Raw genomic sequence first — 22,124 nt, 5'->3', positions numbered from 1 at the left:
AAACCCTAGCCCTGATTGAAGCGGCATCCTTTCTCTTTGCTAAAAGAGAAAGATACAGCGTAAAACAGGACACGAGCGAAGCGAACTGACGAAGTAAACAGCTCCAAATTATATTTAAAAATAGAACGAGCAAAAAGTCTTAAAAATGAAAAGAAGAGAATTTATAGAAAAAACTGCTGCAAGTTCAGCATTATTAGGTTTAGGTGTGTCATTGAGTAGTTTTGGCAACACTAACATCAAACAACTCACTGTTTTACACACAAATGATGTTCATAGTTATATAGATCCTTTTCCTGCAGATCATCCAAGAAATGCCAATATGGGTGGTGTGGAACGAAGAGCATCTTTGATTGAAAGTATTAAAAAAGAGAATCCGAATGTACTTTTACTCGATGCAGGTGATATTTTTCAAGGAACTCCTTATTTTAATTATTATGGTGGTGAATTAGAGTTTAAATTAATGAGCATGATGCAATATGATGCGTCAACTATAGGAAATCACGATTTTGATAATGGCATTGAAGGTTTGCATGCGCAACTGCCGCACGCAAAATTTGACTTTATTTCAGCTAATTATGATTTTAAAAATACGGTTATGGATGGTTTTGTAAAACCCTACAAAATATTCAATAAAAACGGAATAAAAGTCGGTGTTTTTGGTCTAGGAATTGCGCTCGAAGGACTAGTAAACAAAGGAATGTACAAAGAAACGGTTTACAATGATCCGGTTGAAACTGCACAAGATATGGTTAGGATTTTAAAGAAAGAAAATAAATGTGATATTGTAATTTGTTTGTCGCACTTGGGATATAAATACCGAGATGATGAAACAAAAATTTGCGATCTTAGATTAGCTGAATTGACACAAGACATTGATTTAATAATAGGTGGGCATACCCACACTTTTTTAGATAAACCAACTATCAGTAAAAATTTGATCGGTAAAGAGGTTTTAGTAAATCAGGTAGGCTGCTACGGAATTAACTTGGGAAGAATCGATTTTTATTTAGATAACGATAAAGCAAAAGCATTTGAGGGAAAATCAATTATAGTTTAGCATTGATCTTTTAAATTATTTTTCATTGCAGCATTTCACTTTTTAACTAGTTTGATAAGTATTTGTTCGCTCGGATTCACGTACTAATTTATAAAAAGCGTAGTAACTCGATGCAAACAAAATCATCCCTACAGGTGTAAAATAGGTAGGAGGCAAACTAGATAAAAAACATTTTTCGATAAATACAATAAAGTAAAGCGAAGTTGATAATAATCCAAATATAGACAACCAAGCTGTGTTACTGTTTTTATTCATAAAGTAATTTGAGAGAACAACCGCTGCAAAAACTGAAACTAAGACATTTTGAATCACTAAAGGGTAAAAACTTCTAGCAGGAATTTCGTCAGCTAGATATAGCAAATGCGAAAAAATAGATATAAAAGGAACTATTGCAATTAATATTGGTATAAAATCTTTAATTTTATTTAGTTTAATGATAAAATAAATTAGCATAATTCTATGTATCGCAACACTTATCAAACCTATCATAACAATATATTGATCCTTAAAAAGTATACAGACACTAGTTACTAATAAAAACACAAAAGGCACAAAAAAAAGTATATTTCTCGCTGTGGAAGTACGCCAATATAAATACAAAATCAAAACTATTACAGACGGTCTAAAAGCAAATTGTACAACCTCAAACGACATCATTGTGGCAATAATTTCGAAGAAAATCAACGAGAACAGCAGCAGCGTTGTAGCATTTTCAAATATATCTGTTTTTTTAATGGCTATCATCTTACTTAATTTTAAGTTAAGTTAATCAAATTTATAAATTCTTCTTCAGTAATTATTGCAACATTTAATTTAGTAGCTTTTTCTAATTTTGCAGGACCCATATTATCTCCAGCTATTACGAAATTTGTTTTGGCAGAAATTGAGCTTCCCACCTTTCCCCCGTTGTCTTCGATCGCTTTTTTTAGATCGTCTCGAGAAAATTTTTCAAAAACACCGGAAACAACAAATGTTTTTCCTGAAAGTATATCTGAAATGCACCAGACATAGGTCGATTTTATCTGTTTCACACTATTGTTTACCCGCAAGTATTTATTGTAATTATTAATTGTGGATCTCGGTGATTTAATACCGTCATTGGAAGAATAAACTTTATTATGATAGTCCTCAAACATTTCAATAAAAATTTTACCACAAACAAATGCATCTTCTAATGCGTTATGGTAATTATTTTGCTGGATTGTAAAATGTTTTGCCAAAGTGGATAATTTATAGTTTTCAATATTTAATACACTTCTAGCAATGCTTAGAGTACAAAAAGATTTATAATTAGGTTTGTTAATTTTGTAGTAATCTAAAGTTTTTTCTAAAATTGAAATATCTGTTGAAGAATTATGGGCAACTATTACTCGATCAATAAAAAAAAATTCAATTTCATTCCAAATTTCATCAAATTCTCTTTCATTAAAAACATCTTGCAAATGAATTCCATTTATTCTAGAATTTATCGGATTAAACTTTAAGTCAATTGGCTTGATTAATGAATAATATTCATTTACAACTTGTCCATTAATAAATTCCATAATTCCTATAGAACAAGGTATGTGTCCAAAAGAAGTTTCAAAATCAAAAGCTACAAAATTATTTTTCATTGTAATAATTTAAAAAATTCATCTTCAGAAATCATTTTTATTTGATCTTTTTCAGCTTTTTCTCTTTTTGCTGGTCCCATATTTTCGCCTACAATTAGATATGATGTACTTTTAGAAATAGAACCAGATACTTTACCACCATTTTCTTCTACAATTTTTTTAAGTTGATTCCTTTCAATCCTAAAAGTCCCTGAAATCACAAAAGTTAAAGTATCCAATTTATTTGATTCTAATTTTTTACTTTCGCTGTGAAAAGTTAAACCACAGTTTTTTAATCGGTCAATAATTTCAACATTATGAGCATTATTAAAGAAAGTAATAATGTTTTTTGCAGTGCTTTCACCAATATCTCTAATTGCAATTAACTCTTCATGAGAAGCTTTATACAAATTTTCAATGTTTTTAAAATGTATAGCTAAATTTTTTGCCCCCACTTCACCAACATCATTTATACCAATTGCAAACAATACTTTTTCAAAAGGAATTTCTTTCGACTTTTTAATTGATTCTATTATAATTTTTGCTGATTGGTCTTTAATTCCAACTCGATTTCTATCGGATATACTGACAACAAAAGCTTCAAATTTTTTGTCGTTTTTTAAAGTTTCCAAAGTCAATAAATTATCAATATAATTCATTTTTATTAAAGAATTTTGCATAAAAATATCATTTAAAAAATAGCTGCTAAACTTTAAATCTAACAAATAATTTAACGAAACATAATGATCAAAAGAACTATAATTAGTTTCTTGGATTATTTTTTTAGCAGATGACATTTTGTCTAGAAAGACTTTGTATTTCTTCGAATCAATTTCTGACTCTAATACATTTATATTAAAAACATCATTAATTGATACAATTTTATTTCCAATTTTTATACAATCATCAAGAGTCAAATTTCCCCATCCTTTTGACAAGCCATAAATAGCTTTATCTAATTTGACTTGAAGCTGACTATTATATTTATTTCCCGCATTTTCATTATCTAACCATTTTTCTAAGCCAAAAATGTGTTCATATTTCAAAAAATATAAATCAGAATAATCTAAAATCTTCTTATTAAAATATAGTAGATCTATCGTACCACCGCCTAAACCTTCAATATCCATGGCTTTTCTTGAAACAAAATGCTGAATTCGACCAATAATTTGGGGTGGACAACCATAAAAATTGGGACAATAATGATTTGCTTCACCTTCATTGCGTACTAGCAAAGTTTTGCATTCCGGGCAATGTGTAATATATTCTGTAAATTCGGAATCTTCAGAGCGTTTACTCAAATCAACTGCGATTATTTTTGGGATGATTTCGCCTCCTTTTTCGACAAAAACAGTATCGCCTATTCGAATATCTAATTTCGCAATTTGATCAGAATTGTGTAATGAAGCTCTTTTTACAATAGTTCCCGCAAGTTGCACTGCCTCTAAATTAGCAACTGGTGTTATCGCGCCTGTTCGACCAACTTGATAAGAAATAGAATTTAATTTAGTGGAAACCTGTTCTGATTTAAATTTATAGGCAATTGCCCAACGTGGCGATTTAGCAGTAAAACCCAATTCATCCTGATGATAGAATGAATTTACTTTTATTACCACACCATCGGTTTCATAAGGAAGATTGTGTCTGTGTGTGTCCCAATAGTCAATAAAATCAAAAACCTCGTTTAAATTGTGGGCTAATTTTGCTTCTACAGGAGCTTTAAAGCCCCACTTTCTGGCAACTTCAAGCCCTTCAAACTGGGACTTAAATGGTAAGTTGTTTCCAACTATAAAATACAATAAACAATCTAATGGACGTTTTGCAACTTCTGCGCTATCCTGTAATTTTAAACTTCCAGAGGCTGTGTTTCGTGGATTAGAATAAGGTGTTTCTCCAATTTCGACTAAATCCTGATTCATTTTTTCGAAACCGGCAAAGGGCAAAATAATTTCGCCACGAATATCAAATTTAGCAGGGAATTCTCCTTTTAATTTTAATGGTACCGATTTTATGGTTTTGATATTATTAGTTACATCATCACCTTGAAAACCATCTCCACGCGTAACAGCACGTTTTAATTTTCCGTCTTCATAAGTGATACTTATCGATGCACCATCATATTTTAATTCGCAAGTAAATTCTAAAGGAACATCTCCCAGCACTTTTTGGACTCGTTTTTCCCAGTCAAGTACTTCTTCTTTTGAATAGGAATTATCCAAAGAATACATTCGGTAATCATGGGGAACGGTTTGAAAATTTTTAGTTATTGCTCCACCGACTCTTTGCGAAGGCGAATTGTCATCAAAATATTCAGGATATAAACTTTCAAGCTCTTGAAGTTGTTTTAATTTCAGGTCAAACTCATAATCCGAAATAATACCTTGATCCAGCACATAATAATTATAATTATGCTGATTTAATTCCTCTCGTAAAGTTTGAATTGTATTTTGAATGTCCATGTTGAATAAAAAAGGTAATTATTTGGTTTCTTCTACGAATTCACTAAAATAACTAATTTGAGTATAAAACAATAACTTTATCCCTCAATTATAGAATTTATTTGTTTGTATAAAAGACCGTCGCTCAAGAAAGCACCTTGTTGAATTAATTCAAATATAGAACTGTTGCGTTCCTCTGTAAATTCCTTTTTTCCAATCTTCATTTCAATTGTATCAGTGAACATATTATCGCTGAGCCATTGCAGACCTTCTCGAGTTAAAAAATCAGTTTCTGGTACTACTGATTTTAAAACAATAGAATTTACGTAAGTGTCAAAACATTGAAAAAGAAAGATATGACTTTTAGAAAAATGTTCTAGATATTCTGCTTTTGTTAAAACACCTTCCCAAACTAAATCAGAAAAAATATCTAATTCTTGTTCAGCAACTTCAGGTTTTTCTTTTTTAATTGTATCCCATTCAGTTTTATCAATTGTTTGAGTAGCTAGAAAAGTACTAAACTCTTGATGTAATTCTTCAAATTGTTCTTTTGTTAATCTGGTATATTTCATGAAATTTATTTTACTGCAAAGCCCGCGAGAGCAGAAAGTTTTAACTATTTAATTCTGTGCAAATTTATAATTTTTAAACCAAAAAAAAACCTTCTTTTTCAAGAAGGCTTTAATTATTATTTCTAAATATTAGAATATATATCTAATTCCAAATTGTGCTTGCCATCTTGACAATAAACTCGCATCAAAATTAAATGTTTTAGTCTGAGTTCCGTTGAAAGTGTAAGTAGGAACTTTAGTAGTTTGATCTACAGCTACACCAATTGGTTGAATACTTGTAGGAACTTGAACTAATCCCCAATCAGAATTCAGCAAGTTTCCAACATTTAACACATCAACACTAAACTGGATCGTGTTGGTTTGATTAGAACTTGAAGAAGGTTTAAAGTTATAATCTTGAATCAATTTCATGTCCCACTTTCCTCTCCATGGAGATAAAGCACCGTAGCGCTCGGCATATTGGCCTCTTCTCTCACTTAAATATTTATCTTGATCTATAAAAGCATTAAAAGCCGCACCTTGATTTGCTCCAGTAAAAGCCATTGAACTAATTTCGGCTGTAGTAGGTACATAAATTAGATCATTTGTTGATGAACCATCATTGTTGATATCACCACCGTAAATATAGTTGAAACGACCACCTTGAGCATATTCAAAGAAAGTTGATACAGTTGTAGCCCACTTTTCATTAGCACCATATTTCCATTTCTTAGAACCTACACCTATAAAACGATGTGTATCCCCGTATTTAGAATTAGATAAAACAGCATTATTAACATTGCCTAACGCTGGATTAAATGCAAATGCATCACCTGTGATTTCAGCTTCGATAGAGTTTACGTCTTTCGAAACTAAATAATTGTAAGCTAAACTTGCGAATAAACCATTATCAAATGTTTTTTGCAATTTAACAGATGTATTTACAACATATCCTTTATTAGAATTTGTCATTACATAAGCATTTTTCGCGCCTTTATCAGTTGAGTTGTAAATCGCACGATTATCTGTTCCTGCTAAAGTACCCGAAGGTGTTCTTAAGCCCCAGTTTTGAACATGAACTCCGTTAATATCCTTATTATATGACATATCAAATGTAGCGATATAATCGTTTTTAAAACGGTGATCTAATCCTAAACTAGATCTCCATACTTGTGGCCATTGGAAATTTTTATCCATGATTTGGAAAAAATCATCAGCAGCACCACTCACTTGGTTTCCTAGCCATACAAAAGGAAGTCTACCAGTAAAAATCCCTGAACCTCCACGAATTTGTGTCGTTTTATCTCCCAATACATCCCAGTTGAACCCCATTCTTGGAGACCATAACAATTTGTCAGTTGGCAATGTTGTAGAAATTAATTGCTCATTCGCTCCAGTTTGAGGGTTGTAGTATGAAATATTATTATCTCTAGAAGCTCCATTTTGTGTGTTTATGTATTTCTGAATTAAATCAGAAGTGTCAAAATACAATGGCTTATCAATTCTTAATCCTAAAGCTAGTTTAAAATTTTCAGTTATATTCCAATCATCTTGCGCGTACAAAGCTACTTGGCCTACATTTAACTCTGCTAATCTCCATCCATTGTCTTCACCAACTCCAAAAGAATTTCTTGAAGTATTAGTAGTTTGTGCAAATAGCAAATTTTGAGCAATAATACTAGTCGCAAATGGTCTTGCAGCATCATCCAAAAAGTTCTGAGTTGTAAAATAAGGAGAGAAGAAAGTACCAGCATAACCATTAGGGTTACCAAAATTATCATAACCCCCTAAGTTAAATGAATTTTTAAATTGATATTTTTCAAATGAAGCACCAAATGTGAAAGCATGTTTACCAACGGTATAACTTAAATTATTGGTGATTTGCAATACTTTTTGATCCAATGTGTTATTTATCGAAAACGGTTCATGTCCTGCAATAATATAATTAGATCCATCTTTTTGAATATTAATTACTGGAGCTGGAGCAGAAAATGGATTTCTAAAATCATTAAAATGCGTGTATCCGGCTTGCAATTTATTAGATACTGTTTCGCTAACTTTAGAGTTCAATTCCACTAAAAACGAATCTAATTCATTGTTAATTTGGTAACCAGATTTTTCAAATTGCAGTGTGTTTGCATCTGGACCTCTAAAACCTAATGCCGATGGGTGTGCTGGTTTATCTTTGGATGCATTCAAAAAGTTATAAATAACAGCTAATTTATTGTTGTCATTGATATTCCAATCTAACTTGATAATTCCTTTATTTGAATTAGAATTATGCTTGAATCCTTGATAAGATCCAGTATCATACCCTAATCCTCCTAGTGCAGAAGAAATAGCAATTAAATCACTTTCTAATACTCTGGATTCATTTACACCAGTAATGCCGTCTCCATTATTGGCAACAAAATTAGAACCTAAATCACTTCTTTCATCAATTTCATAATTGGCAAAAAAGAACAATTTGTCTCTAATAATTGGTCCACCAATACTAAATCCCGCTTGCGTTTGCTCTAATGAAGGAACAAATATTTTTTCTCCGTTAATTTTACTTCCTGTTAAATCTTGATTTCTAAAAAATGCATAAGCAGTACCGTGAAATTCATTAGAACCAGACTTAGTAACTGCATTTACTGATGCTCCTGTAAATCCTGATAAAGTTACATCATAAGGCGCAGTCGCTACTTGGATTTGCTCAATGGCATCCAACGAAATTGGTTGAGCACCTGTTTGACCTCCCGGAGTTGCTGCATCTAAACCAAACGGATTATTAAAAACTGCTCCATTAAGAGAAAAGTTATTGTACTTTTCATTTCTACCACCAAAAGATCCTTTGCTTGCAGAAGGCTCTAAACGAGTAAAATCAGCAGCAGATCGAGAAATTGTAGGTAAAACAGTCAATTCTTTTCTACTAATAGTCGTCTCAGCCCCTGTTCTTCCGCTTCCAAAAACTTTGTTTTTTGAACCCGTAATCTTAATTTCATTCAGTTGCTGACTTTCATCATTTAACAAGGCATCAAAGATAAGTGGTTTTCCTAATTCAAGGTAAACATCGTTAAGCTCTTGTGTTTGATAACCAATAAAAGTTACTACAACTTTATAAGGCCCACCAACTCTCATATTTAACATATTGAATCTACCATCAGTATTTGATAACGCTGAATATTTAGAACCAGTTGGCGTATGAACTGCCTGGATAGTTGCCCCCGGAAGTGTTTCACCGCTTGAGCTTTTAACAATTCCTTTAATACTTGATGTAGTTGTTTGCCCTTGCAAAAGGTAAAAACTACAAAAAATTAGAAAAAATGTAATAATCTTGTTCATTTTTGTTAGTTTGTGTTGTTTATGGCGCGAAATTAAACAAAAAAAAATCACTCCGAAGAGTGATTTTAATAATTTATTAACAATATATTAACAAATACTATTTCTCAGCAACAATTTCATAATCTAATTCAACGATTACGTCTCTGTGTAAACGAACGCTAGCGTTATATTTACCAGTACGTTTAACGATACCGCTTGTAATAAATTTTCTTTCTACTTGTTGTCCACCTTTAGTTAATGCTTCGGCGATATCAATATTCGTGATTGATCCGAATAATTTTTCTCCACCTGCTTTTGCAAAGATTTTAATTTCAATAGCTTTAAGCGCTTCTGCTAATGTTTTAGCATCTGCAACTACTTTAGCTTCTTTGTGCGCTCTTTGTTTAAGATTTTCAGCTAATACTTTCTTTGCAGAAGAAGTCGCTAAATGTGCTTGACCTGTTGGGATCAAAAAGTTACGACCAAAACCGTTTTTTACAGTAACGATATCGTCTTTAAATCCTAAATTTTGAACGTCTTGTCTTAAAATAAGTTCCATGTTGTTGTCCTTTATTATAGAAGTTAGGTTTCATATTTCAGAAAACCAACAACTGAGTTTAATATTATTTTAGTAAATCCGCCACGTAAGGCATTAAAGCTAAGTGACGCGCCCTTTTTACAGCAACTGAAACTTTTCTTTGGTATTTTAATGAAGTTCCTGTCAAACGACGAGGAAGAATTTTTCCTTGTTCGTTTACGAATTTCAATAAGAAATCACCATCTTTATAATCAATATACTTGATACCTGATTTTTTAAAACGACAATACTTTTTTTGTTTGTTTGTCTCTATGTTTAAAGGCGTAAGATATCTAATATCTCCGTCTTTTTTTCCTGAAGCCGATTGTTGTAGTGTAGCCATGATTATGCTTTTGTTGCTTTTAATTTAGTTCTTCTTCTCTCAGCCCAAGAAATTGCATGTTTGTCAAGACTTACAGTCAAGAAACGCATGATTCTCTCGTCACGTCTAAATTCAGTTTCAAAAGCAATTAGAATTTCTCCAGCTACTTTGAATTCGAATAAATGGTAAAAACCAGATTTTTTGTTTTGAATTTCGTAAGCCATTTTTTTCAGGCCCCAGTCTTCTTTCGACACCATTTCTGCTCCTCTACTAGTAAGAAAATCTTCAAATTTGCTTACTGTTTCCTTTACCTGAACTTCAGATAAAACGGGATTTAAAATGAAAACAGTTTCATAATGATTCATAAATATATATTTATTTGTTATTTTGGGTGCAAAAGTAAACAATTTAACTGATCCAGCAATGGCTTTATTGCTAAATTCGTTTAAAAACAAAAAAAATAGTTACAACAGTTTCTATTTCAATAAAAAAGTTTAAGTTTACAAAGCTTAATCTAAATTTTTTAATTATGAAACTAAACTGTGTTGTAGTAGATGATAGTTCTATACAGAGAATGATTATTGCAAAGTTAGTTAATAATCATCAGAATCTTAAATTGATCGGCGATTTTTCTAACGCTATAGAAGCAAAAAGCTGTATGTCAATTTACAATGTTGATTTAATCTTTCTCGATATCGAAATGCCTGTGATTAGTGGTTTTGATTTTCTTGATGGACTCAAAGTAAAACCACAAATTATTTTTATAACGTCCAAGGCTGAATATGCGATGAAAGCTTTTGATTATGATGCAACCGACTATCTGCAAAAACCAATTGCTATTGATCGTTTTAATGCCTCTGTAAAGCGAGCTATTGATTTTTATGCGCTGAAAAATGATCCCAAAGAGGAAGAGGGAGAGCATATTTTTATCAAAAGTAATCTGAAAAAATTAAAAATTTTCACTTCAAAAATTAAGTGGATTGAAGCTTTTGGGGATTATGTACGGGTTGTAACTGAAGATGACAGCAACCTAGTTCTTTCAACAATGAAAGCTTTTGAAAATGACTTGGCAAAAGATAAATTTGTAAGGGTTCATAAATCATACATTATCAATATTGATAAAGTTGAACGCTTCAATAGTAAATTCGCGGAGATTGGTCCAACTAAAATTCCCCTGAGTCGTCATAAAAAAGAAGACTTAATTAAAGCTCTTTCTTATCAATAAACTGGCAACAATAACAAGTTAAATTATTCTAATTCTTGCACTAGGTTTTATAAGCCATCGCAAGAATTAGAATTTTTTTTATGTTTACGTTTTAATAATTTTACGCTTTTGCCACTTTAATAAAAATCAACATTTAGGGTTACCTTAATAGCTCTAAACTGCGCCACGGCTTCAAAACTATTCAACATTTTTTGGATCGCTTTTTTTGTTATTCCAATTGATATATTCTGCGGTATTTTTATAATTATAGTTCGAATGTACTCGTTCCGTATCCTACTAATTACTGGCTCTTCCGGACCTAAAACGGGCATTAGAAGATTTTGACGCATCACTTCATACAACCATAATGAACCTGCTTTTAATTTTTCAAAATCACGCTGTTTCAATGTTACTTTTATAATTCTAAAATAGGGTGGATATTTATAAATTTGGCGATCATATAACTGTTCATTGTACATCGCGCCATAATTATTAGTTGTCACCTGCTGAATTATATTATGATCTGGATTATACGTTTGAATAATTACCTTACCTTGCTTCTCGGCTCGTCCTGATCTACCAGCAACCTGAGTTAGCATTTGATAACTGCGTTCAAACGCCCTAAAATCAGGATGATACAACATATTATCGGCATTCATGACCCCAACAAGACTTACGTTATCAAAATCTAAACCTTTGGCCAACATTTGTGTTCCTACTAAAATATCAACTTCTCTGTTCTTAAAACTATCAATGATTTTCTCAAAACCAAATTTTCCTCGAGTAGTATCTTGATCCATCCTTCCAATTTTAGATTGTGGAAAAATTGAAATTAACTCTTGTTCAATTTGTTCTGTCCCAAATCCTTTTGTAGTCAAATCAACACTGGAACAAGCTTGGCAATGTGTGGGTTTTGCCATCGTATAACCGCAGTAATGACAGCGCAACTGGTTTTTGTGTTTGTGATACGTCAAACTCACGTCGCATTGCTGGCATTGTGGAACATGACCGCACGTTATACATTCAATAACGGGAGAATAGCCTCTGCGATTTTGAAATAATATTATTTGTTCGTCCCTTGATAGCGCGCTAGTTATTTCTTCAATTAAAATATCACTGAAATGCCCAGTCATTTTTTTTCGAAAGTATTTATCTTTTAAATCAACCAATTCAATAGAAGGCATCATCACATTTCCATAACGTTTTGAGATTTCCACCAAGCCAAATTTTCCACTTTTAGCATTAAAATACGTTTCGATACTAGGAGTTGCTGAACCCAATAACACTTTTGCTTTATGAGAATAAGCCAATACTATTGCGGCATCTCGTGCATGATAACGCGGCGCTGGATCCACTTGCTTAAAAGTTTGTTCGTGCTCTTCATCCACAATAATAAATCCTAGATCAGCAAATGGCAAAAACAAAGCAGACCTTGCTCCTATCACCACTTGAGCCTTCTCAGAATTTTTTAAAACTTGGTTCCAAACTTCGATGCGTTCGTTATTATTATATTTCGAATGAAAAACAGCGACTTTATTTCCAAAATAAGTCCTTAATCGACCTACTAATTGAGTCGTCAAAGCGATTTCTGGCAGTAAATACAAAACTTGTTTTCCCGTTTCTAAGTATTCTTCAATTAGTTTAATATAAATTTCTGTTTTTCCACTGCTTGTTACACCGTGAAGTAAGCAAACTTCTTTTTTTAAATAACTCTCTTTTATTTCGAGAAAAGCCCTGTTTTGTTGTGCACTAAGTTGTAGTTCTTTTTCAGTTATTTTTCCTTTGAAAATTACTCGATCTTCCTCTAAAAAGTAATCTTCAAAAATTTCTTTCTCAATCAAAGCTTTAACAATTGCAGCAGTAGAATTAGCTTCATTAGCTAGTTTTTTTACTGAGATAGGTTTTTTTTCCGATGCGCTTATTTGGAAATAACGCATTACAACCGCTTTTTGTTTGTTAGCGTTTTTTAAACTTTCTAATAATTCGCTCAATCCTTGATTGGAATCGTATTTAGGATGAAGGCGAATGTATCGAACTAACTTTGGCTTGTAACTTTCCTGAATTTCTTCTTGCAGCACTAAAATATTTTTGTCAATCAATTTCTGGATAACAGGAAATATATTCTTTTTGTTTAGGATCGCAATTATATCCTGAACTTTTAATGAGCTTTGTTGTTGTAAAGCTTCGTAAATAAGAAACTCATCATCAGTTAATTGACTGGGATCAATTACCTGGTGATTATTTTGGGAAATTAAAGTTTCACTTTCCAGCAAGAGTGCACTTGGCATAGCACCGCGGTATACATCACCTATTGCACACATATAATAGGAAGCAATCCATTGCCAATGAGCAATTTGAATGGGTGTCACGACAGGAAACTCATCAAGAATTTGATGAATTTCCTTAGCATCATATAAAGTGGGTTTATTTTGATGGATTTCTATAGCCAAAGCAGTGTAAATTTTACTTTTGCCAAAAGGAACTGCGACTCTCATTCCTATTTTTAGGTAATGAAATTCGGCTTCTGATATACTGTACGTAAAGGTTTTGGCTAACGAAAGCGGTAAAATTACTTCTACAAAATACATTGAAAATCAATTATGAGTTATGTTTTGAGGTATGTTTTGAATTGGTATAATTAACTCATAACTCACATTTTAAAATTATTTTACTCGCTGCCAAGTTTGTGTACGTCCAAATAATGAAATACCAATATAACCGCGGACTTTTAATTTTTCATTCCCTTCTAATGCTAAAAAGCATTTGTATTCTTTTCCCGTTATTGGGTCTAAAATTTTTCCTGAATTATATTCGGCACCGTCTTTCTTGAGGCCTTTTATTATAACAAGTCCAAGAACAGGCTTGTTTTTATCGTCACCAGTACAATTCGTACACAAGCTTTTTTTCTTATTTACGTCAAGTATATCTATGATTTTGCCATAAACTTTACCTGAACGTTCGTAAATTTCAACAATAGATTTAGCTTTACCTGTCTCGTCATCGATTGTTTTCCATTTCCCTAAAACAGTTTGATTTTGACCTATAAAAGTCATTGATATAAGTAAAGTCAGGAATGTTATTGTAATTTTCATTTTTAATTTTTTTTATAATTGTTTTTTCTTTTTAATTTGTTGACTGTACCGTTAAGTTCAAAACCTAACAATAAAATCATACAATTGATCCAAATGTAAAACATCAACACCAATAATGTTCCTATTGAACCATATAATTCATTGTATTGTGAAAATTGTATCACCCAAATCCCAAATAAGTACGAATCTAAAATGATTAAAATGGTTGTAAATACCGATCCTATTGAGATAAATGCTCTTTCGTTACTGTATTTTGTTCCAAATTTAAACAGTATTGAAGTCGTAATTAAAATCATTAAAATTACAAATGCATATCTTCCTAAAACGATAAGCTGAACTTGATCACTAAAAACTGTTTTTTGTATGATGACTTCAAAAACAACAATTGTTGATACAGTAACAATTAGTAACAGCGACAATAAAAGCGACATGGCTAATGCAACTAAAAACTGCCGAATAAAGCCTCGCTTTACTAGGACATGACGAGAAGTTTGAAATCCACCTAAAATTCCATTGAGACCATTTGCCATTAAAAAGATGGAAAGTAAAAATCCAGAGGACAATAAACCAGAATCACTATTATTAAGGATATCGCTAATGATTTTATAAATTGCGTCGTACGTATTGGGTGGCACGCCTTCTTTAACAAACATTAAGAAATCTTCCTGAAAACCTTCAATTGGTATAAATGGAATTAAATTTAAAATGAATAATGCAAATGGAAATAAAGCCATAAAAAAGCTAAAAGCAATTGCGCTCGCGTGGTAAGTTAATGCGCTTTCAACTATTCCTAAACCATAAAGTTCTAGTAAATCATATAAGGATAAACCTGCCAGCCATGGCAACTTTACTTTTTTTAGGACGTGAACAAGATTCCGTACCAGTGGGATTCTCTCTAATTTTGCTTCAATTTCTAAACTCATATTGCTTTAAGGCTCAAATCCATGTTATAAACAGAATGTGTCAAAGCACCAGAGGAAATATAATCAACTCCGCAATCTGCATAAGTTCGAATGGTGCTTTCATTAATATTGCCAGATGATTCTGTTAAGCATTTATCGCCAATCAGAACTACCGCTTTTTTAGTATCTTCAAAATTAAAATTATCTATTAAAATTCTGTAAACGCCGTCACTTTCCAATATTTCTTTGATCTCATCTAAATTTCTAGCTTCAACAATAATTTTGAGATCTAAATTATTTTTATTTAAATACGTTTTTGTTTTGGCTATAGCCAAAGTAATACCGCCTGCAAAATCATTATGATTGTCTTTCAGCATAATCATATCGTATAAAGCGAATCGATGATTTTCGCCACCGCCAATTTTTACAGCCCATTTTTCGCATGCTCTAAATCCTGGAGTTGTTTTACGTGTATCAAGAATTTTTGTCTTTGTTCCTTGTAATAAGTGCACATATTGTGCTGTCTTTGATGCAATAGCCGACATCCTTTGCATTGAATTCAACACCACTCGTTCTGATTTTAAAATGGATTGCGAACTGCCAGAAACGTGAAATACAATGTCTCCTTTTTTTACCTGATCTCCGTCTTTTATAAAAGTTTCAACCTCTAAATTTGGATCAACATACTTGAAGATCATTTTAGCAAAAGCTACTCCCGCAATAATGCCGTTATCCTTCACTAATAATTTAGCTTTTCCAGTCGCTGTTGCAGGAATACACGCAAGTGAGCTATAATCCCCAGCACCAACATCCTCCCGAATTGCATTTTTAATTATTAATTCTAATTCTCTATCGAACTGCGATTCACTAATCATTTTACAAAATTTATAGAACGCTAAAGTAATGTATATTTTACGGATTTGAAAATATCAATAGTCCCTTCTTAAAAAAAAGTATAAATAGATCCCAGAAAATAATTTTCTTGATGTACTTTTAATTATCATATCGCTGCAAAGTTAAATTTAACAGTAAAATCGATTGTAATTGTTAGTGCCTTATTTTTAAAAATCATACATTTGAAAATACAATTAAAACACAAGTCGATGAAATATTTTTTGAGTTTAGCTCTTGCATCAACCATTTTATTAGTTTCTTGTAAAAAAGAAGCAGAAGTTGAAAACACAAATAGCACCCGAAAAACAGTGGTTCCATTTACTGAAGTAGGAAATCAAATGAAATTGCAACAGCAAACAACGGTTGCTAATACAACAAGTACAAACACACCTGATAAAAGCACTGGATTAAATCCAGCACATGGCCAACCGGGACATCTTTGTGAGTTGCCGGTAGGAGCACCCTTAAACTCTGCCCCTACAACATCAAAAACTGCTATTTCAACTGTTACTCCAAATATTACTCCAACTGCAACAACAACTGTTTCAAATAACGCGTCTCCAACAGTTACAAATCCACCGGTAGCAAATCCAACTACTCCAACTCCAGAAGGTATGAATCCTCCACACGGACAAACTAATCACAGATGCGATATCGCTGTTGGCGCACCGTTGCCGAAATAATAATTCTATCGATTCTTTTTAATCAGATACTTATGGATGATTTAGTGATTTTTGACTTTACTTCAAAAAGCGATCTTAGCAATTGGAAAGTCGTCAATGACAGTGTTATGGGCGGAGAGTCTAAAAGTCAATTTTACCTCAATGATAAAGGTCAAGGAACATTTGAGGGGGAAATTTCATTAGAAAATAATGGTGGATTTTGTTCTGTAAAATACAATTGTAATCCTGTTTCTTTAACTTTAAATAAGTTTTTCGTAGTCCGATTAAAAGGAGATCATAAGCAATATCAGTTTAGGGTAAAGTCTAATAGAAATGATTCTCATTCTTATGTATTCCCTTTTAAAACATCAGGCGAATGGCAAACTATTACTATTCCAATTGAGGAACTGTATCCTGCATTTCGAGGTCAAAACCTATCGATTCCCCATTATGATGGTTCCACTTTGGAAGAAATAGCTTTTTTGATTGGAAATAAAGAAACAGAAAGTTTTAAATTATTAATCGAAAGTATTAAGGTTCAATAAATAGTTTTACGTCTGACACTGAAATAATATGAACATCAAATTAATTGCTATTGGTAAAACCGATAACACAGCTTTGCAATCTTTAATTGAAGATTACGCTAAGCGTTTAAGTTTTTATATCAAATTTGATTTGGAAGTTATCCCAGATATCAAAAATGTAAAAAACTTATCTGAAAGTCAGCAAAAAGAGAAAGAGGGAGAGTTGATTTTATCTAAAATTACTCCTACTGACCAACTCATTTTATTAGACGAAAATGGAAAAACCTTTTCTAGTGTTGCTTTTTCTGGTGAATTACAAAAAAAAATGAACTCAGGCGTGAAGACTCTAGTTTTTGTAATTGGTGGACCTTATGGTTTTTCAGACACAGTTTATGGAAAAGCACAAGGAAAAATTTCACTTTCATTAATGACCTTTTCACATCAAATGGTACGTTTATTTTTTATCGAACAATTATATAGAGGTTTTACAATTTTGAAAAATGAACCATATCATCATCGGTAAAGGCATTAGGTACGAGGTACGAGGTACGAGGTACGAGGTACGAGGTTAGAGGTACGAGGTTAGAGGTACGAGTTTAAAGGTGTGAGGTGCGAAGTTAGAGGCACCAAGTACAAGATGCGAGGTTAGTGGTCAGATAGCATTAGGTTGTTATCAAATATCTTGTCAATTTTTCACCTCTATTTGTCACGCTACAAGCGTCTCTTAATGAAGATCAACATCGCAATTAATGTACCATGTTGTAAAATTACTACTCTATTTGTCACGCTGGAAGCGTCTAGGAATGGAGACAAAGATAGTTAGTCATGTAACTTTGTATAATTATTACACTATTTGTCACGCTGGAAGCGTCTCAATGCTCATTAATAATTCACTAAAAATCTTTACCTACTCTACAACATTTAAAAAAATCATATGACTACTTTTTCATAAAAATCTAAAGTAGATTTAAAAAATTATAATTCATGATGAAAATCAAAACTAGAATAGCCATAAATAATCTTTTTAAATTTATTTTTCAATAATTAAAAAGCAAGTTAAACATCAAATAATTTCATGTTAAATAAAATTAAAACTTCACAAACAATCTATAAATTTAGAGCAACTTAATCCTAACTAACTAATCATGAAAAATTTAATTAGATTTTTTGCCTTTTCAATTTTTGTTTTGACTTTAATATCTTGTAATGACGATGACTCAAACGATGGTCCAAGCATTACCACTTTTACTGCTTCAATAAATGGTGCAAATGAGGTTCCGGCAAATAATTCAACTGCAACAGGAACAGCAACGCTTTCGTTTAACAACACCACAAAGGTAATTTCTATCACGGTTACTCACACTCTTACAGCGATCACAATGGGACATATACATCTGGGAGCTGTGGGCTCAAATGGTGCTGTAGTTTTTCCGTTTTCTAGTGTTGCCTCACCTATTGCATTTACAAGTGTTGCCCTAACGCCTTCGCAAGAAGCAGATTTAAAAGCAAACTTGTATTACGTAAATTTGCATAGTGCGGCATTTCCTGGGGGAGAAATAAGAGGTCAGCTAATTCAAGGAGCTACCACTGGAGGACGAACTGGAGGAGGCTATTAACGTTTATTTCTTTACTTTTATTTAAAAACGAAAAGTCTTGACATCATTAAAAATAATGAGTTAAGACTTTTTTTATTTAAGCTTACAGCAGGAATTACATAAATTTGATTTAATTATTTCTAACTAAGATCGTGGGACTAAATCTTTATTCTTAATAAATAAACTCAAAACTATCTTTCCAAATTTTTTTACTTGTAACGTCTTTTAAACCCATTATAAAAACTGTAGTGCGGACGTATTCTCCAAAAGACATATTCTTGTCAAAGCAAAAAATTACTTCATCTTTAGAATATTTATTATTTAAAACCGTAACCAACTCTTTTCTTGAGATCGTCTTATTGTTATATTGTGTAACTCCGTTCTTTTTAAAATAAAAAAAACTTGTCAATTTTTTAGGTTTCTCCATTTTATAAAACACATCCGTAAAAGGAATAAAAGCTAAGTTTTTACCAATAGTATCAGCATAAGAATAATAATTTTCTGCTTTTTCATTCTTGTGCGCTTTTTCAATGCGCTTTTTTTGCTGCAGTTTCATAACTTCAGGAATGACCAATCTTAGAGGCAAACGCTTATCAATATTCAAAATCCAATTCGTAGAAATGATACTGTTTTTCCTGTTTACTTCTGCCAATGTATCCTTCCCGTTTGGTCTAAAAAATATATAAATTGGAGAATGATCTTGTATATCGGCTACGACCGTAACATTTGATTTTGGCAAAAAAATATCTTCTTCATTACCACATGCACCTAGTACAAAAAAAACAATTAGCATGAAATATTTCATAATTATGAATTTGTTTTATAATATAAGGTAACACATTCATTCGCTTCTTTTACATCATGTACTCTTAAAATTTTTGCCCCTTTGGTAAGTGCCAACGTATTTAAAACCGTTGTACCGTTTAATGCATCTTCAATTGCAATATCAAGCGTTTTGTAAATCATCGATTTCCTAGATACACCAGATAGCAATGGTACTTCCAACATTTTAAATAATTCCATTTTTTGGAAAACCTCATAGTTTTGATCTAAAGTTTTAGCAAAGCCAAAGCCAGGATCAATGATTAAATCATTTATTCCAAAACTTCTCGCAGTAGCTATTTTTTCTGAAAAATAGAACATTATTTCTTTTACAACATCATCATAATTGGTTAGACTTTGCATTGTTTGTGGGTTGCCACGCATATGCATCATAATATAAGGAACGTTATATTTTCCAATTATTGCAAACATTTTCTCATCAAGATTTCCTGCCGAAATATCATTAATAATTGCTGCACCATTTTGTAATGTCATTTCTGCAACTTTGCTTCTAAAAGTATCGATGGATAGAAAGGTTTCTGGAAAATGTTTTAGAACTAAATTGACAACAGGAATAATTCGTGCAATTTCCTCCTCTTGCGAAACAAAATCAGCATTAGGTTTACTTGAATATGCACCAATATCAATAAAATCAGCTCCGTCTATTAGCATTTTCTCGACTTGAGAAAGAATTTCCGTTTCATTTTTATACCTTCCACCGTCGTAAAAAGAGTTTGGCGTGACATTCAAAATACCCATCACTTTTGGCTTTGCTAAATCAACCAATATTCCTTTGCAGTTAATAGTCATACGTTTATAGTTTAAAAGAGATCAAAATTCTACTTTCAAAAAAAAATGTCTTATTTTTGAAAAAATTTGAATACAAATATACATCAATAATGAAGAATACTTCAAAGGAATATAATACTGTTATTGCACTATGTAGGGCACTATTTGTCAATAAAATGAAAGATTACGGTTGTGCTTGGCGTATTTTGAGACTTCCATCGTTGACTGATCAAATCTACATAAAAGCGCAACGTATTAGAAGTTTACAAGAAAATGAAGTACGTAAAATAGATGAAGATGAAAGCGGCGAATTCATTGGGATAGTCAATTATTCAATTATGGCATTAATTCAACTAGAATTAGGCGTTGTAGAGCAACCCGATTTAAGTGTTCAACGAGCAACTGAATTATACGATGCCAAAATTAAATTGACCAAAGAATTGATGGAGAATAAAAATCATGATTATGGTGAAGCTTGGCGCGAAATGCGAGTAAGTTCACTAACCGATTTGATTTTGCAAAAACTCCTTCGTGTGAAACAAATTGAAGATAATAAAGGAAAAACTCTTGTATCTGAAGGAATCGATGCTAATTATCAGGACATGATTAATTACTCAGTTTTTGCGCTGATTTTAATGGGTTTTGGAAAAAAATTATAAAAGTAAATATCAAAAATGAAAAATATATTAACGCAGTTTTCAAGAATATTTGTCGGAATACTATTTATTATTTCAGGATTGATCAAACTCAATGATCCCGTTGGATTCTCTTATAAATTAGCAGAATATTTTAGTGAACCTGTTTTTAACATGCCCTTTTTTGTTCCTTTCTCTTTAGGACTGGCTTTATTTATAGTAATTCTTGAAGTGGTTTTAGGAATTATGCTACTCATTGGATATAAAAGTAAAATTACTATTTGGAGTCTGCTACTTTTAATCGTGATGTTCACTTTCCTCACATTTTATTCCGCTTACTTTAATGTTGTAAAAGACTGTGGCTGTTTTGGCGATGCGCTAAAATTGACACCGTGGCAATCGTTTACAAAGGATGTTGTACTGTTATTTTTTATATTAATTTTATATTTCAATAGAAAATTAGTCCAGCCTTTATTCAGTAATGCTGTTCAAAATGTAATTATTTATCTCAGCATTATTTTATGTTCATTTATGGGGATTATGGTTTTAAATCACCTTCCAATTATTGATTTTAGACCTTTCAAAGTAGGAAATAATATTCAAGCAGGGATGCGTATTCCTGATAATGCTGAAAAATCAGTGGTTGAGATGATCTTTATATATAAAGTAAACGGTGTAGATAAAGAATTTACTGAAAAAGAATTGATGAATATTCCCGAGGGAGCCGTATTTATTGACCGTAAGGACAAAGTGATTACTGAAGGTTACATTGCCCCTATTCACGATTTCACGATGGAAATAGACGATTCTGATTATACAGCAGAATTTTTAGAAGCTCCAAAATCGATGCTGATTGTGGCGTACGATTTACCAAATGCTGATAAAGACGGTTTAGCCAAAATGGAAAAATTATATTTGGAAGCTAAAGTAAAAGGCTATAAGGTTGCAGGAATGACAGCTTCTTCGACGGAGCAAATTGCTATTGCAAAAAAACAATTTGGGATGACATTTGATTTTTATTTTTGTGATGCAATTACGTTAAAAACCATTGAACGAGCGAATCCAAGTATTATCATCCTTGAAAAAGGAACGGTAATGCAAAAAGTACATCACAATGATCTCAGCGATTTGAAGTTGTAAAACTAATTCAAAATAAAAATTT

General features: G+C 32.1%; 20 protein-coding genes and 4 pseudogenes. 8 read left to right on the top strand and 16 right to left on the bottom strand.

Features of this window, described 5'->3' with window-relative positions; translation table 11 throughout:
- Nucleotides 1-145: 145 nt before the first annotated feature.
- Nucleotides 146-1,057 (top strand): bifunctional metallophosphatase/5'-nucleotidase, encoded by a 912-nt coding sequence (locus BUB42_RS04385; protein WP_073017594.1) that lies wholly within the window; start codon nt 146-148, stop codon nt 1,055-1,057.
- 42 nt (nt 1,058-1,099) lie between these two features.
- Here BUB42_RS04385 and BUB42_RS04380 read toward each other — a convergent pair whose 3' ends face one another.
- The 10 genes and pseudogenes from BUB42_RS04380 to rpsF form a co-directional block, all read right to left on the bottom strand.
- Nucleotides 1,100-1,801, bottom strand: coding sequence for a hypothetical protein (locus tag BUB42_RS04380; protein WP_073017592.1), 702 nt, complete (start codon nt 1,799-1,801; stop codon nt 1,100-1,102).
- Nucleotides 1,802-1,812: 11 nt separating this feature from the next.
- Nucleotides 1,813-2,040: pseudogene (locus tag BUB42_RS16685) on the bottom strand (BRCT domain-containing protein); the annotation flags it as partial.
- 171 nt (nt 2,041-2,211) lie between these two features.
- Nucleotides 2,212-2,670, bottom strand: a pseudogene (locus BUB42_RS16680) (exonuclease domain-containing protein); the annotation flags it as partial.
- Nucleotides 2,667-3,128 (bottom strand): annotated as a pseudogene (locus tag BUB42_RS16900) (helix-hairpin-helix domain-containing protein); the annotation flags it as partial. The pseudogenes BUB42_RS16680 and BUB42_RS16900, both read right to left, overlap by 4 nt.
- A gap of 456 nt (nt 3,129-3,584) precedes the next feature.
- Nucleotides 3,585-5,108, bottom strand: a pseudogene (gene ligA / locus BUB42_RS16895) (NAD-dependent DNA ligase LigA); the annotation flags it as partial.
- Between the two features lie 77 nt (nt 5,109-5,185).
- The gene (locus tag BUB42_RS04365; RefSeq protein ID WP_073017587.1) at nt 5,186-5,659 is read right to left on the bottom strand and encodes a DUF6495 family protein; all 474 of its coding nucleotides are present in this window, start codon (nt 5,657-5,659) and stop codon (nt 5,186-5,188) included.
- Nucleotides 5,660-5,788: 129 nt separating this feature from the next.
- Nucleotides 5,789-8,965 carry a TonB-dependent receptor gene (locus BUB42_RS04360; protein WP_073017585.1) on the bottom strand — a complete coding sequence of 1,059 codons (3,177 nt, stop codon included), beginning with the start codon at nt 8,963-8,965 and terminating at the stop codon, nt 5,789-5,791.
- 97 nt (nt 8,966-9,062) lie between these two features.
- Nucleotides 9,063-9,503 carry a 50S ribosomal protein L9 gene (gene rplI / locus BUB42_RS04355; protein ID WP_073017583.1) on the bottom strand — a complete coding sequence of 147 codons (441 nt, stop codon included), beginning with the start codon at nt 9,501-9,503 and terminating at the stop codon, nt 9,063-9,065.
- 64 nt (nt 9,504-9,567) lie between these two features.
- Complete coding sequence (gene rpsR, locus BUB42_RS04350) at nt 9,568-9,864, bottom strand: 30S ribosomal protein S18 (RefSeq protein ID WP_073017581.1); 297 nt, start codon at nt 9,862-9,864, stop codon at nt 9,568-9,570.
- Nucleotides 9,865-9,866: 2 nt separating this feature from the next.
- On the bottom strand, nt 9,867-10,208 hold the full coding sequence (gene rpsF, locus BUB42_RS04345) for a 30S ribosomal protein S6 (protein ID WP_073017854.1): 342 nt from the start codon (nt 10,206-10,208) through the stop codon (nt 9,867-9,869).
- Between the two features lie 164 nt (nt 10,209-10,372).
- Here rpsF and BUB42_RS04340 point away from each other — a divergent pair, with 164 nt between their 5' ends.
- A complete protein-coding gene (locus BUB42_RS04340; protein ID WP_073017579.1) occupies nt 10,373-11,068 on the top strand; it encodes a LytR/AlgR family response regulator transcription factor in 696 nt (231 codons plus the stop codon).
- A 116-nt stretch (nt 11,069-11,184) separates the two neighbouring features.
- On the opposite strand, the gene priA is transcribed toward BUB42_RS04340, so the two are convergent.
- From priA to nadC, 4 genes are all read right to left on the bottom strand, one after another.
- The gene (priA, locus tag BUB42_RS04335) at nt 11,185-13,635 is read right to left on the bottom strand and encodes a replication restart helicase PriA (RefSeq protein ID WP_073017577.1); all 2,451 of its coding nucleotides are present in this window, start codon (nt 13,633-13,635) and stop codon (nt 11,185-11,187) included.
- A gap of 75 nt (nt 13,636-13,710) precedes the next feature.
- Nucleotides 13,711-14,139 (bottom strand): DUF2147 domain-containing protein, encoded by a 429-nt coding sequence (locus BUB42_RS04330; RefSeq protein ID WP_073017576.1) that lies wholly within the window; start codon nt 14,137-14,139, stop codon nt 13,711-13,713.
- 2 nt (nt 14,140-14,141) lie between these two features.
- Entirely contained in the window at nt 14,142-15,062 is a 921-nt protein-coding gene (locus tag BUB42_RS04325; protein WP_073017574.1) for a YihY/virulence factor BrkB family protein, read from the bottom strand.
- Nucleotides 15,059-15,916, bottom strand: coding sequence for a carboxylating nicotinate-nucleotide diphosphorylase (nadC, locus tag BUB42_RS04320; RefSeq protein ID WP_073017572.1), 858 nt, complete (start codon nt 15,914-15,916; stop codon nt 15,059-15,061). The genes BUB42_RS04325 and nadC overlap by 4 nt, the downstream gene beginning before the upstream one ends.
- Nucleotides 15,917-16,144: 228 nt before the next feature.
- Here nadC and BUB42_RS04315 point away from each other — a divergent pair, with 228 nt between their 5' ends.
- The 4 genes from BUB42_RS04315 to BUB42_RS04300 all read left to right on the top strand — a co-directional run bounded on the left by BUB42_RS04315 (nt 16,145) and on the right by BUB42_RS04300 (nt 18,737).
- Nucleotides 16,145-16,618, top strand: a complete 474-nt coding sequence (locus tag BUB42_RS04315) for a hypothetical protein (RefSeq protein ID WP_073017570.1) — start codon at nt 16,145-16,147, stop codon at nt 16,616-16,618.
- 32 nt (nt 16,619-16,650) lie between these two features.
- Nucleotides 16,651-17,142, top strand: coding sequence for a CIA30 family protein (locus BUB42_RS04310; RefSeq protein WP_073017568.1), 492 nt, complete (start codon nt 16,651-16,653; stop codon nt 17,140-17,142).
- A 28-nt stretch (nt 17,143-17,170) separates the two neighbouring features.
- Complete coding sequence (gene rlmH, locus BUB42_RS04305) at nt 17,171-17,644, top strand: 23S rRNA (pseudouridine(1915)-N(3))-methyltransferase RlmH (RefSeq protein ID WP_073017566.1); 474 nt, start codon at nt 17,171-17,173, stop codon at nt 17,642-17,644.
- Between the two features lie 622 nt (nt 17,645-18,266).
- Nucleotides 18,267-18,737 carry a CHRD domain-containing protein gene (locus BUB42_RS04300; protein ID WP_073017564.1) on the top strand — a complete coding sequence of 157 codons (471 nt, stop codon included), beginning with the start codon at nt 18,267-18,269 and terminating at the stop codon, nt 18,735-18,737.
- Between the two features lie 151 nt (nt 18,738-18,888).
- Here BUB42_RS04300 and BUB42_RS04295 read toward each other — a convergent pair whose 3' ends face one another.
- A complete protein-coding gene (locus BUB42_RS04295) occupies nt 18,889-19,521 on the bottom strand; it encodes a hypothetical protein (protein ID WP_073017562.1) in 633 nt (210 codons plus the stop codon).
- A gap of 2 nt (nt 19,522-19,523) precedes the next feature.
- Nucleotides 19,524-20,348 (bottom strand): dihydropteroate synthase, encoded by an 825-nt coding sequence (folP, locus tag BUB42_RS04290; protein WP_073017560.1) that lies wholly within the window; start codon nt 20,346-20,348, stop codon nt 19,524-19,526.
- Nucleotides 20,349-20,437: 89 nt separating this feature from the next.
- Here folP and BUB42_RS04285 point away from each other — a divergent pair, with 89 nt between their 5' ends.
- A complete protein-coding gene (locus tag BUB42_RS04285; RefSeq protein ID WP_073017558.1) occupies nt 20,438-20,986 on the top strand; it encodes a DUF1599 domain-containing protein in 549 nt (182 codons plus the stop codon).
- A gap of 15 nt (nt 20,987-21,001) precedes the next feature.
- Nucleotides 21,002-22,102, top strand: a complete 1,101-nt coding sequence (locus BUB42_RS04280) for a BT_3928 family protein (protein ID WP_073017556.1) — start codon at nt 21,002-21,004, stop codon at nt 22,100-22,102.
- The last annotated feature ends 22 nt before the right edge of the window (nt 22,103-22,124 follow it).

The organism is Flavobacterium micromati, from assembly GCF_900129585.1.
Lineage (GTDB): Bacteria > Bacteroidota > Bacteroidia > Flavobacteriales > Flavobacteriaceae > Flavobacterium > Flavobacterium micromati.
This window is presented reverse-complemented; position numbering and strand designations above follow the sequence as displayed.